General features: G+C 36.3%; 14 protein-coding genes. 11 read left to right on the plus strand and 3 right to left on the minus strand.

The features are described from left to right. The first annotated feature begins 24 nt into the window (after positions 1-24). Positions 25-945, plus strand: a complete 921-nt coding sequence (locus ACIQ2D_RS14625) for a DMT family transporter (protein WP_402865226.1) — start codon at positions 25-27, stop codon at positions 943-945. An 89-nt stretch (positions 946-1,034) separates the two neighbouring features. Here ACIQ2D_RS14625 and ACIQ2D_RS14630 read toward each other — a convergent pair whose 3' ends face one another. Together ACIQ2D_RS14630 and ACIQ2D_RS14635 are read right to left on the minus strand one after the other, a co-directional pair. Then, positions 1,035-2,642, minus strand: coding sequence for a ribonuclease J (locus ACIQ2D_RS14630; RefSeq protein ID WP_402865378.1), 1,608 nt, complete (start codon positions 2,640-2,642; stop codon positions 1,035-1,037). A 352-nt stretch (positions 2,643-2,994) separates the two neighbouring features. Continuing rightward, the gene (locus ACIQ2D_RS14635; RefSeq protein WP_402865380.1) at positions 2,995-3,489 is read right to left on the minus strand and encodes a L,D-transpeptidase family protein; all 495 of its coding nucleotides are present in this window, start codon (positions 3,487-3,489) and stop codon (positions 2,995-2,997) included. A gap of 328 nt (positions 3,490-3,817) precedes the next feature. Between ACIQ2D_RS14635 and ACIQ2D_RS14640 the strand changes: the two genes are divergently transcribed. The 6 genes from ACIQ2D_RS14640 to ACIQ2D_RS14665 all read left to right on the plus strand — a co-directional run bounded on the left by ACIQ2D_RS14640 (position 3,818) and on the right by ACIQ2D_RS14665 (position 7,710). Beyond that, entirely contained in the window at positions 3,818-4,045 is a 228-nt protein-coding gene (locus ACIQ2D_RS14640; RefSeq protein ID WP_402865228.1) for a hypothetical protein, read from the plus strand. Positions 4,046-4,103: 58 nt separating this feature from the next. Then, complete coding sequence (locus ACIQ2D_RS14645; protein ID WP_402865230.1) at positions 4,104-4,313, plus strand: hypothetical protein; 210 nt, start codon at positions 4,104-4,106, stop codon at positions 4,311-4,313. Between the two features lie 16 nt (positions 4,314-4,329). After that, on the plus strand, positions 4,330-4,515 hold the full coding sequence (locus tag ACIQ2D_RS14650) for a gamma-type small acid-soluble spore protein (RefSeq protein ID WP_402865232.1): 186 nt from the start codon (positions 4,330-4,332) through the stop codon (positions 4,513-4,515). A 145-nt stretch (positions 4,516-4,660) separates the two neighbouring features. Continuing rightward, entirely contained in the window at positions 4,661-4,861 is a 201-nt protein-coding gene (locus ACIQ2D_RS14655; protein WP_402865234.1) for a cysteine-rich CWC family protein, read from the plus strand. A gap of 82 nt (positions 4,862-4,943) precedes the next feature. Beyond that, entirely contained in the window at positions 4,944-5,516 is a 573-nt protein-coding gene (locus ACIQ2D_RS14660) for a DUF305 domain-containing protein (RefSeq protein WP_402865236.1), read from the plus strand. 442 nt (positions 5,517-5,958) lie between these two features. Beyond that, on the plus strand, positions 5,959-7,710 hold the full coding sequence (locus ACIQ2D_RS14665; RefSeq protein ID WP_402865238.1) for a methyl-accepting chemotaxis protein: 1,752 nt from the start codon (positions 5,959-5,961) through the stop codon (positions 7,708-7,710). A gap of 61 nt (positions 7,711-7,771) precedes the next feature. On the opposite strand, the gene ACIQ2D_RS14670 is transcribed toward ACIQ2D_RS14665, so the two are convergent. After that, positions 7,772-8,353, minus strand: a complete 582-nt coding sequence (locus ACIQ2D_RS14670) for a metallophosphoesterase family protein (RefSeq protein ID WP_402865382.1) — start codon at positions 8,351-8,353, stop codon at positions 7,772-7,774. Positions 8,354-8,636: 283 nt separating this feature from the next. Here ACIQ2D_RS14670 and ACIQ2D_RS14675 point away from each other — a divergent pair, with 283 nt between their 5' ends. From ACIQ2D_RS14675 to cuyB, 4 genes are all read left to right on the plus strand, one after another. Next, positions 8,637-10,133 carry a class I adenylate-forming enzyme family protein gene (locus ACIQ2D_RS14675; protein ID WP_402865240.1) on the plus strand — a complete coding sequence of 499 codons (1,497 nt, stop codon included), beginning with the start codon at positions 8,637-8,639 and terminating at the stop codon, positions 10,131-10,133. 160 nt (positions 10,134-10,293) lie between these two features. Then, positions 10,294-11,256: a C39 family peptidase gene (locus ACIQ2D_RS14680; protein WP_402865242.1), complete on the plus strand. Its 963-nt coding sequence runs from the start codon at positions 10,294-10,296 to the stop codon at positions 11,254-11,256. 180 nt (positions 11,257-11,436) lie between these two features. Continuing rightward, positions 11,437-12,669 carry a carboxylate--amine ligase gene (locus ACIQ2D_RS14685; RefSeq protein ID WP_402865244.1) on the plus strand — a complete coding sequence of 411 codons (1,233 nt, stop codon included), beginning with the start codon at positions 11,437-11,439 and terminating at the stop codon, positions 12,667-12,669. Continuing rightward, on the plus strand, positions 12,666-13,367 hold the full coding sequence (cuyB, locus tag ACIQ2D_RS14690) for a cysteate racemase (RefSeq protein ID WP_402865246.1): 702 nt from the start codon (positions 12,666-12,668) through the stop codon (positions 13,365-13,367). The genes ACIQ2D_RS14685 and cuyB overlap by 4 nt, the downstream gene beginning before the upstream one ends. Positions 13,368-13,385: the final 18 nt, after the last annotated feature.

Below are 13,385 nucleotides of genomic sequence, written 5' to 3' on the forward strand. Positions count from 1 at the left end.
AAATAGAGGGAGTAGATATTTGATATGGAAGAGAAAAGAAAGGCATATGTCGCAGCAATTTTATATGCATGTATTATTGGTTTTTCATTTATGTTTGTCAAATTTACTTTAACGGTTGCAAGTCCGATGGAAACACTGGCGCATCGTTTTACCGTTGCCTTCATAGGTGCACTTATTTTGTTACGCGTGAAAAAAATTCAATTAAATATTACTTGGAAAGACGCATTGCAAATCCTACCCATGGCGTTATTATATCCGATTGCTTTTTTTGCTTTCCAAATATCTGGATTAGCTCGTATCTCCTCTTCAGAAGCTGGAATTATTCAGGCTGCTATACCTATTTTTACTTTAGTACTTGCAAGCGTGATATTGAAAGAAAAGGCTACACGAGGACAACTCGTATTCATTAGTTTGTCAGTATTTGGTGTCATCTATTTATTTATCATGAGTGGGGCAGGTGCGGAAATAGCTAATTTGATAGGAAGTGTATTTATTTTAACTTCAGCTTTAGCATCCGCACTTTATAACGTTTTTGTCAGAAAGCTTACACAGCAATATTCAGTAATTATCATAACTTTTATGATGACCTTTATCGGATTTGTTGTGTTTAATAGTATGGCAATTGGTCAACATGTCATGAGCGGAACATTAATTGAGTACTTCCAACCATTTATGCATATGAAATTCGTATTATCTATTTTATATTTAGGAGTTTTATCGTCACTTGTTACTTTATTTTTGTCCAACTATGCTTTGTCAAAAATAGAAGCAGCAAAAATGAGTGTGTTCAATAATTTTTCGACACTTATTACAATATTGGTAGGGGTCATGTTCTTGAAAGAGGATTTTTATCTTTACCATCTAATAGGAGCAATCTTTATTATTGTAGGAATTGTTGGTACGAATTACTTTGGAACGAAAGAGAAATCAAGTGAAAAAGTATAGTCTATTACTTTGGTGCTGTTATTTTAAGATAAAGTAGAAAGCGTAATAAAAGAGAATGTTTTGATTGTTTTTCAAAACATTCTCTTTTATTAAATTTCAATAATGATCGGTAATAGCATTGGTTTTCTTTTTGTTTGTGTATATATATATTGACCAACAACTTTTTTTAGTTCTTTTTTTATTATAAATGGTTGTTGGATACTCACTTCTTTTAGTTCGTCAACAGTTTCTTTCACAAGTATATTCACTTTTCTTAGAAGTGTTTCAGAATCTCTTGCGTATACAAAACCACGAGAAATTGTGTCAGGCTCAGAAAATAGTGTACCGTCAGATTTGTTTAATGTTAACACAATTACGAGCATTCCATCTTCAGAAAGCTGCTTACGATCACGCAGTACAATGCCTTCAACCTCACCGATGCCCACACCGTCAACGTACGAATCTCCAGCTGGTATTTTTCTTGTTTGGCGAGCTACTGAATTTTCAATATCGACTACGTCTCCATTTTTTATGATAAAGGTATGTCCCTTTTCTACACCAACAGATTCTGCTAACAAACGATGTAGATGTAGCATTCTATATTCACCATGAATAGGGATGAAGTATTTAGGTTTCATAAAGGTAAGCATGAGTTTTAAATCTTCTTGATAGCCATGTCCAGATACATGCATCCCCGTATGACTAGAGGATCCGTAAATTACCTTGGCACCGATTTTAAACAAATGATCTACGATACGCGAAACATCCTTCTCATTCCCTGGTATGGGCGATGCAGCAAAAATTACTGTATCCTCAGGTAAAACCTTTACTTCACGATGTTGCCCCCGTGCCAAACGAGCAAGTGCAGCTAATGGCTCACCTTGACTTCCTGTACATAAAACGACTACTTCTTCAGGAGGGAGGTACTTGACTTCCCTCGCATCAAGGAGCAATTCTTCAGGAACATTTAAATAACCGCGTTCTAATGCAACGGATACTACATTCACCATGCTTCGACCTAGTAATGCTATTTTTCGATTGACCTTTATTGCGGCATCTACTATTTGTTGAATTCGATTTACATTTGAGGCAAAAGTAGAGATGATGATTTTACGAGTAGCACGAGCAAAGGCATCTTCAATATGACCTCCTACTAACTGTTCTGATGGGGCAGATCCTGGTCGTTCGGCATTGGTACTTTCAGAAATGAGTGCTAAAACACCTTGTGACCCTATTTCGGCCATCTTATGAATATCCGAATATTGATTATTTACTGGAGTTAAATCAAATTTGAAGTCACCCGTATGAACGACTTTTCCTTCGGGGGTATCAAAGACAATGCCTAAACAATCGGGAATACTGTGGCTTGTTTTAAAAAAGCTAACATCCAATTTGCCAAAATTTAATTGTGAATCGGATTGTATCTCTTTTAACTCAGTAGCTCTTAAAAGTTTATGTTCTTTAAGTTTTAGTTCAATTAATCCAAGTGTAAAACGTGTAGCGTAGATAGGGACGTTTAGTTTATTTAAGAGATAAGGAATACCGCCAATATGATCCTCATGTCCATGTGTCACAACTAACGCTCTAATTTTATTTTTATTTTCCTGTAAGTAAGTAATATCCGGGATGATTAAATCAATGCCCAATAAACTTTCATCGGGAAATTTTGCGCCACAATCGATAATGATCAAATCATTTGCATATTGCACCACATACATATTTTTGCCGATTTCATTGATGCCACCTAAGGCGAAAATAGATAATAAATTCTCTTTAGAAGCCAAAATTATTTCCTCCTACTTTAACGTTGCTATGTTATTCATAAGTATTTCTTGAAGTACTTTGACTTATACTAATGGCGAAATTATATAAAAAAATAGCTCGGTTAGCAGTTTAGCTAACTGGGCTATTTTAATTATAAAGATAAAAAAGTATAACTTTTAATTTGATGTCTAGGCATTCGCGCCGCACGCTCGAGGTCGCTTCGGGCTCTCCAGCGCTTGTCGCGTGCAAATCTTTTTTCTGTGCGAAAGCGTAGCGGCAGCAACAGACGGGCTCGATGCGCTTTTCTTAGGGATGTATGAAAACTGGTGTACCTATTGGGATAATGCTGGCTAATTCTTCTACGTTGTTGTTATGCATACGAATGCAACCATGTGAGACGGCATGGCCAATGGAGCTTGGGTCGTTTGTTCCGTGGATACCGTAGTGTTCTTTGGATAAACTCATCCACATCGTACCAAATGGACCTCCAGGGTTAGGTGCTTTATTGATGATAATATAATTGCCTACTGGCGTATCATACAACATTCTGCCTACTGCAATAGGGTATTGTTTTAGAAGAATGTTATCTTTGTATAAACGTAACCAGCGATTGTTAACAGAAACCTCAATTCGATAGGGTATCGTATTAGGATTTGGAAAACCAGGTATCACAATTTGTTGTCCAATATAAAGGACATTTGGATTGATGCCTGGATTTGCGCTGATGATCGCGGATAAAGGCGTCCGATAATCTCTTGCTATTTGCGACAACGTTTGACCTGCTGTAACCGTATGAATCAGTGTTATCACCTCCAAAATTGCAAGTTTTTACAGTATTTTATGCTTTAAATGTAGAAAGTTTCGGTAGTATTTTTTGGTCGTATGAAGCGAAGAATCATTGGACATGATAATGAAAATTAATCTTCATTCAGCAGAAAACTCCCACCTCTATAGATGGTGAGATGAATGCTGTTCTAGCTTTTTTTCAGTAGGTGTCCAAACGCCTACTGAATGAATATAAGCCTCTGGTGGATGTCACAGATTTTGAATTGTGCAAGTACAATTCAAAATCTGGACGCAATTACGCCAAGGCGTAATTGATACTGTACGAATTAGGAGTTAAGGACACATGAAAGAATTTAAAGTAACTTATTTCTTTGAAGAGGAGCATTACATCAGAAGGTTTGTTCATGAGGAGTCTCAGAAACAAGTTGAAGCACTTATTAAAAGTGAGCGTGATCAGTGGATTTCATTTACAGATAGTAGAGGGATTTATCATGAGTTGCATACGAGAAATGTCCGGGTCATTCAAGTTTCTGAATACCATAGAATTGATAAATCTAAAAGTGAAACGTAATCTTCAACACATAATACGCGTACCTTTACACACATTAACGGTAAAGGAGCGTGATGTTTTGGATAAGGAAAATGTACCGCATGAGAAAAAGATTTTTTTGAACCTTGCGAGTAAAGACAAACCAGACATGGTCGATTCGGATACAATTAGTATTTTCGATTTGCACGAAGATATGCAAACAGTGGATGCCATACCGATTGAAGAGCTCAATAAAAAGGTGAAGCGAGAAGGCGATGAACTAGTCGAAATGCAGCCTGACGAATTATAGAAATGGAGGTTTTAGCATGAACGATTATAATGAAAAGCAATTTGCTTCTTCCGGCACCGACATTAATGAAGTGAAAAGACAAAATGCCGCGTCTGGCTTATCTTATAATGAAGTGAAGGAACTGCTGGCAAGAAGCGGTGGAAAAGGTACAGCTGTATACAGTGATACCAAAAGTGATGAAGTGAAGATGAAAAATCAATAGAGAATAGCTGAGGAGTGCGAAAATAAAAAAATTCGTACTCCTTCTTTAAATGTAGGAAGAAAAATACGTTGTTTTAAACCAAGACGTAGTTTGATATGGTGGTAGAGAAATAGGATAAGAACAATTAGATGATTTTGAGTAAGGAGTGAGTAAATTGCAAGTAGATGAAAAACATTGTCCTCTCTGTGGGGGAGATAATCATTGTAAGGTAGGTACAGATCAGCAAATGGCATGTTGGTGTGTCACGGCAAAATTTCCTAATGGGATTTTAGGAACTGTTCCAGTTGAAAGTCAGGGTAAACATTGTATTTGTCAAAACTGTATCGATACATATAAGTGTGAGTAGGGTTTAGGAATCGACTGGTACAAACGTCTATGGCACAACGACCTATAAGGCATACACTATTCTGAAAGGGGCGTATGACCTTATGGAAAAAATGGTTGAGTTAAGTAATGTGACGCAGGCGTACTTAGAGGAATATGAAAGAATCCTAAAAAAGATGATGAAAAGAATGACCTATATAACGATAACATGTAGTATTTCCGATAATTTTATCAAGCAGATGATTCCGCACCAAATAGCGGCCATTAAAATGTCAGAAAATATTCTGAAATGCACAACAAATTTAGACGTACAGTGTCTTGCTCAAAATATAATTGCAGAACAAAAAGAGAGTATTGAAAATATGAAAGCAATACAAAATCGATGCTGTATTGTTCAAAATTCGGAATATGAAGTATATGATTATATGTATGGCTTTAAAGAAATTGCTGAAGTGATGTTTTATGAGATGTGTTCAGCACCTATATCAAACAGTATAAATGTGAACTTTATACGAGAAATGCTTCCACATCATCAAGGGGCTGTAAGAATGGCACAAAACGTACTAAGATTTTGCATCTGTCAAGAATTAATTCCTATTCTGCAATGTATTATTAATACGCAATGTAAGCAAATCGAACTAATGCTAAAATTACTCGAGGGGTTATCGGATTGTTAATGCTTATAAAACGCTAAAATCCATGAGGGACTTTGGCGTTTTTATATTTATCTTAATAAACTGTGATTGAGTACGGATTCCATCTCATTTGTTCATAGGTATGTATTATGGACAGTTCTATAAACAAATCATTTTGCTCTATTATTGTGAATAGGTAGTTGGTAAAATGTATTTGTTCTATTTTTTAGAAAGTTACTTTATACATAGTGAATGTTACAAATTATAAATAAATGTATAAAACTGTTAATGTCGTTGTGGATTATAAGTAAATTGTACATATTTAAACTTGAGATAAAGGGAGGGAACTGCTCTTTAGAGAGGACAATTTTATAAAATGTTTTTTCATGGCTTTAACTTTAAATAAGGGTGTTTAAACACCTGCAACATAAGGTTAAAGCTTGCTGTGTTTATCAAACAATATGTCTTTGGAGGGTGAAAAAAAGTGTTTAAAAAGAAAAAAACTAATCAATCCTATGATTATTTCTCAGCAACGAAAAAATCAGATATTCAAGCAAATGAACGATTTAAAGAAAAACTAGACTTCTTGGCATTGTCTCGTATTAGAAGGGAATCCGTTAGCTTCCTACGGAAAATTTACGAAGATAATCGCCAAGATATTTTAGACAATTTCTACGATCGCCTATTAGAAATTCCAGAATTCAAGAATGTTATTAACAAGCATTCATCTGTAGAACGTTTAAAGGGATTATTCGATAATCATTTCTACAGTCTATTTGTAGATGAACTTAATCTTGAATATGTGTTTAAAAGAAGGAGTATTGCATATACGCATGCACGTATTGGTGTATTACCAAACTGGATGATTTCAGCTTATACGTTAATTAACCAACTAATCATTCCGTTAATCGTAAAAGAGTTATCGCGTAATCAGGCAGAAATGCTGGATGTACTGTTAGCGTATGATAGTTTAGTAACAATTGATCAACAAATTATTGTAGAAACCTACATCGAAATTCAAGCTGGTTCGGTTGTTAACGGTTTAGGGGAAATTATTACATATAATACACAGCTTGATTCTATTAAAGAATTAGTCCAATTCCAAGATGTGCAGCAAAAAGAAATTATAGCGGCGGATGATTCAATGCGCGATTTAGATGCGAGCATTGAAGAAATATCAGCCTCAGTTGGCGATATTTCTAGTCATACGAGAATAGCATTAAAAGAGTTAAACCAAGACTTAAATTCGTTACAGCATGTATCTTCTATTTTGCAAACGACTGACGAAGGTCAAAAGACAATGCAAGGAGACATTGAACAATTGGTAGAGCGTGTAAATAGTGTAGCGAAACTAATGGAACTTATTAAAGGCATTGCCGATCAAACAAACTTGCTTGCGTTAAACGCATCGATCGAGGCAGCACGTGCAGGTGAAGCGGGTAAAGGTTTCGCCGTTGTAGCAGAAGAAGTCCGTAAGCTTGCTGATGATACAAAAACATCTGTACAGTCTATTAATACGGATATACAAGCATTGCTCCAAATTACAAATAATATTAGCGCGTTAACACATCAATTCTCACAAGACTTACATCAAGGGGTTACAGATACATTACATATTTCTAATACGCTAGCAGATTTGAATAAAAACCTGCAACAGCAAGGTGCGAGATTTGAAGAAATTGCCACAACTGTTAAAGCGCAAGCAGCTTCAGCGAATGATATTACAGAGCGTAACCGTAATATTACAGTTAATATGGAACAAAGTAAGAACATTGTGTTTGAAACGGGCTCTGTTATTTATAAGTTAAGTAAAATGATTGACGATTATCGTTCGACTACGATTTCTAAAAATTTCATTATTAGTCAAGAGGATATTATTGAGCTTACTATTACTGACCATTTATTATGGCGTTGGAAGATTTATAACTTATTGCTTGGTTTTGAGTCATTGACAGAGAGTGATGTGGGATCCCCACAAGATTCACGTCTTGGTGAATGGTATTATGGTACAGGGAAAGCCCTATTAGGCAAAGAAGGTGCTTATATGGATTTAGAAAAACCATTCGTTCACGTTCACGATATAGCAAAAAGAGCTGTTAAGGCATATAACTGTGGCAATAAAATTGAGGCTGAAAAATATTTAAAGGACATTACGAGTGAATCTTTTGTTGTTATAGAAAAACTTAAAGAGTTAAAACAAATTTTAATCAACGAGAAAAAACGATATATGCATTAATGCAAAATTTATAAGTTTATATTGATTGAGAAAAGGGCTCTCCAATGATGGAAGGCCCTTTTTATAATGCGCACATAAATGTGATTGTTTTGTTGTTGCTATCATATAAGCACCATTCACGATGGTCTACAACGGAGCCGACATTCACTCCGTATTGTTTCTGCTGGAGTGCAATCGGTTTACCGAAAGTAATGTGAATAGGCATTTTTTTATTATTATTGTAAAGCCCAGATTCATGGCTATGGCCAAAGAAAAGAATTTGCTTTTTAAAGATAGGGAAAGTAGGCTGCCAATTGATGTTCCATTGAAACTGATGCCCATGCATAAGTGTGGCGCCGTCAATTTCTATTATTTCAGGTAGTTTAGAAAAAAGATTAATCCCTGTGACACTCGTAATACGCTCTTCTTGATTCCCACGAATAGAGGGAAATGTCAGAAGTTCCTCAAACCCATCTTCTACAATAGCTGCTTTTTGAAGCGGCAAATTTGAAATGTTTTTCGCTTTCTTCTTACTTACAGTACATTCATATAAATCCCCGAGACCTATAATTTTAGCATCACTGGCTGTTTGTTGTATTTGAGCTAATACTGCTTTTGTATCATCAATACTAGAATGTAAATCTCCTAAAAGTGCGTAAATAATAGCAATCAAGCCTTTCTAAATATAACTATAAAAGTATCATACACCCAATAGAATTTTATAGAAAAGCGATAAGTATAAGTATATTTTGTGACAATTTTAGAGAATGTGAAGTATGAATGAAAATTGCTAATCATATAGTAGCTTGATAGAATGTAAGTGTAATTTGAATTTTCTGAAAACTGGTAATGATATAACATTTTTTGCTTTGTTTCTGTATAGATAATATTGAAAGTACTAATGTATATCGGTCTAAATAATACTTTTGTTGATAGGGGGACTTACAATGACTTTTTTAATGACAGATGCTTTACAACAATATGCACAAAAGCAACCTGAAGCTTTAGCCACGATATATGGAGAAAGAAGTTGGTCATATCAAGAATTTTACGAGCGCGCTCGTAAATTCGCAGCTTACTTACAGGGGGAGGGGTTTGAAAAGGAAGATATCATTGCGCTCTATACACTTAACTCAGATTTATTTTTAGTAGCTTATATGGGTATACATTTAGCTGGTTTTGTGGCGATGCCAATTAATACAAAGCTTGCTGCACCAGAAGTCGAGTTTATATTCAATCATTCAGAAGCAAAAGGTCTTATTTTTGATGAAAGAAATGAAGAGATTATCGCAGAAAGTTCATACCTGTTTCAGCATAAAGTAAACCTAAAAGAAATGGCTGATATTATTGAACGTTATGATGCACCGTTGGAAGCGATATCACTAGATCCGAATGATACAGCTGTAGTGATGTATACATCGGGTACGACAGGTAAGCCAAAAGGAGTTTTACTGACTCATCAAAATATTGTTGCGGCAGCAGAAATTTGGTCCGCATCGATGTATATGACAAATGAAGACCGCATGTTTATTTGTACACCACTGTTCCATTGTGCGGGGCTACATGTATTTGCGATGCCAATTTTTTATCAAGGGGGCACCTTGATTATAGAAGAAGCCTTTTCACCTAGTATTACCTTAGAACAAATCGCAAAAACAAAGGCTACAATTTTCTTTGGTGTGCCAGCGATGTATACAATTCTATTAAACACACCTGCTTTACAAACGTACTCGTTGTCAAATCTTCGTTTACTAGGTTACGGTGCGGCTCCGATGCCGTATGAGCTGGTAAAGCAAGTGAAAGAGGTATTTCCAAATGTAAAAGTACAAAACTTATATGGTCAAACTGAAAACTCGCCAGCTGCGACTTCTCTACTAGATGCAGATGCACTAACGAAAATAGGTTCAGTTGGTAAAGCTTTAGCACAAACAGAACTTAAAGTTGTAGATAGTTACGGTGAGTCGGTACCTGCTGGAGAAGTAGGAGAGATTTGTGTAAAGGGTCCACAAGTAATGAAAGGATATTTACGCAATGAGGAGGAGACGGCGCGAACTTTAAGAGATGGTTGGTTATATACTGGGGATTTAGGTCGCTTTGATGATGAGGGATACTTATATATAGTGGATCGAAAAAAAGATATGATTATTCGTGGTGGGGAAAATGTTTATCCGATTGAAGTGGAAGAAGTACTATATCAAATTCCTGAAATTTTAGAAGCAGCGGTTGTTGGTCTCCCACATGAAGTATACGGAGAAGTTCCAAAGGCTTTTGTTGTACTAAAAGAAGGTAAAGGAATCGATGAAGAGGCGATTTTTGCATATTGTCGTACACATCTTGCGAAATATAAAATTCCTTATGAAATAGAGTTTTTAACCGAATTACCCCGTAATGCTTCAGGCAAAGTGTTGAAGCATACCCTACGACCAAAAGTGACAACATCATAGTTGTAAGTGGGTAGACAAAGATTCTCCATAATCATCAGAAAAGTATCATGATAACATGGGAACATACTTGAAGATGGCGTATAATGAAAACTATTAGAAATTGAAATAATAGAATTGAAGATATTCATTGTCTTTGAGCGAGATAGGAGAGAATTTCGCATTGTGGACGAAACATAAACGCCTGATTTTTATATGTTTTATAGTGTTGATGCTTTCAGGCTGTAAACAGCTAACAAAAGAAGAAAAAAATAAATTAACAGTATTAACTGTTGAATTTCATAGTGGAGCACCGATTCCAGATTTATATATAACCATAACAGATTTAGCGACTGGTGTAGAAGTTGAGGATGCGCTTGGATCAGCGGAGGGCGAAGCGACATTTTCAAAGTTAGTAGAAGGTAAAGAGTATGCAATAGCAGCGACTACCCTTGAAAATAGTGTAGCTGGCGATGGCTATACAACAATTGATACCTTTACGTATGATGGGACTAAACCATATTATAAGCTCCAAACGCAATTTTCACGTGATGAGCAAGAGTTAGATGTACCCATTGTGATGCAAAATCCAGAGTTGCCACACGGTTGTGAAATTACTTCATTGACTGCGGTGTTAAATTATTACGGTCTAAATGTTTCGAAGTTAGAAATGGCGGATAGGTATTTACCTAAGCAGAAATTTGAGTATGTGAATGGGCAGCGCTTTGGTCCAAACCCAGCACATGCCTTTGCAGGAAATCCGCGAGACAAACAAGATGGTATGTATGTTTTTGCTGCACCAATTGTTAAAGCAGCTGAAGCCGTAATTGCAGACAATCAGATGGATTTACGTGTAACTGATATGAGTGGTAAATCGAAGGAAGAAATTTTAAAGCTTGTACAGGACGGTATACCGGTCGTTGTGTGGGTAACGCTCGATTTATCATCACCAAAGAAAAATAAGGGCTGGATTTATGATGGCGAACAACGAGAAGGTTATAGCAATCTGCATGCAGTAGTGTTAACAGGGCATTTAGATGGGAAGGTTGTTGTAATGGACCCACTAAAAGGTTATGTCACATACAATGAAGATCAGTTTTTTAAAAGCTACCAACAACTTGGCACACAAGCAGTGGCAGTACATTAAGAACATTACAGCGAAGGAGGTGTCTCAAAAATCTTTTTGAGATGCCTCCTTTTGTACAAAAAAGTGAAGCGACAGGTACAAAGCAGTGCATTCTTGTTCTTTTTTTGATGGCAAGAACAAGAATACACGCGAAATATGATACACTTACTAAAAAAGAAAAGCTAAAGTGAGTTGAACAATATGGTCATTGAACACGCTTTTTTACCGGTTTTATTGGGAGATGAAATGAATGCTTATGGCATGGCACGTGCCTTTTACGAGTCCTATGGCGTAAAACCACTTGCGTTAAATCATACAAATAGGGCGAAAATTCAACAGAGTGATTTACTAACGTTTCGTGAGGTGCAAAGACTACATATCGAGGAACGATTTGTCATAGCTTTAAAAGCGATTGCAGAAGAATTTGCTGAGAAAAAATTATTACTTTTAGCATGCGATGAGTTTTATGTGAAAAAAATTATCCAGCATAGAGAAGAATTATCGGAGTTTTATGTGATACCTTATGTGGATGCGCCATTAGCCCAGCAGTTACTAACGCGTGAAAGTATGTATAAGCTTTGTTCAGAGTACGGTTTTGATTATCCGCCAATGCATGTGTGTACAGTTAATGATTATGAGGCGTTCGATGAACCTGTCGAGTACCCAGTTGTTATTAAGCCAATGAATATGACGAAGTATGAAACATGTATTTTCCCGGGCAAGAAAAAAGTTTTTATTGCACATAATGAAGAAGAAAAAGATGCGATTTTCCAGGCTATTTACAAGGAATCCGCTTATCGGGATGACTTGATGATTCAGCAATATATTCCAGGTGATGACGCAAATATGCGGGTAGTGAATGCTTACGTTGGACAAGATCACAAAGTCAAGCTACTATCTGTAGGAAACCCTATTTTAGAAGAGCATTCGCCAGACGGAATTGGACGATATGTCGCGATTATGACGACATATGATAAAGAACTTATGGATCGTGTAAAGACGTTTTTAGAGGCAATACAATTTCAAGGTTTTGCGACTTTTGACATGAAATATGATGACCGAGACGGACAGCATAAATTATTGAGTATTGAACTACATAATGAGCTTTCGAATTATTATGTAACGGCAAGTGGCTATAATTTAATGCAGTACGTAGCGGATGATTTTATTCGTGGCAGCAAGCTACCATTAACATACGTACAAAAGAGACATCTTTGGACGATTGTACCAAACGGTGTGTTATTTAAGTATGTTTCCAATGAAAAGTTAGTGATTGAAGCAAAAAGCTTAATTCGCCAAGGTTTAGCGACGGATTCTATATTTAATTATAAGGATATGAATGCTAAGCGCTTGATGAATGTGACGCTAGATAATTTAAACTATTATCGTAAGTACAAGAAATATTTTAACAACAAAGGTCTGACTAACATATGAAAAAACAAACTTTAGGTATTATTGGTGGCGTTGGTCCACTAGCAACAATGTTTATCGGTGAAATGATTGTAAGACGTACGAAAGCAGCGACGGATCAGGAGCACGTGCATACAATTATCGATAATGACACGAATATCCCCGATCGTACGGCTTATATTTTAGATAATACGAAGGAAAACCCGGTACCTGTATTAATCGAAGATGCGAAAAAACTTGCATCAGTCGGTGCGGATATGATTGTAATTCCATGTAATACTGCACATACATTTTATGAAGAATTAGCAGAAGGCTCACCTGTGCCAGTACTCCATATGATTCGTGAAACGGCGAAACGAGCACATGAATTAGGTGCGAAGCGTGTCGGTATTTTAGCGACAACAGGTACATTAACATCACGTATGTATCAAAATGCACTACAAGAGTACGGTATTACACCAGTTGTGCCTGATGTTGGTATGAAAGAAAAAGTGATGTCGATCATTTACGATTACGTAAAAGCGGGTAAGGATGTAACGAAAGAAGATTGGCAACCGATAGAAGATGCGATGCTAGCACTTGATTGTGATCGTATTATTTTAGGCTGTACAGAGCTTTCCATCGTTAATCGCGATTTAAAACTCAGTAAGAAATATATAGACTCTCTAATCGTATTAGCAGAATGTGCAGTGCTTGCATGTGGTTATGAATTAGTGGATTAACTTTAATCATCCTCAAGC

It is taken from the genome of Lysinibacillus sp. NPDC097287 (assembly GCF_044761695.1).
GTDB lineage: Bacteria > Bacillota > Bacilli > Bacillales_A > Planococcaceae > Lysinibacillus.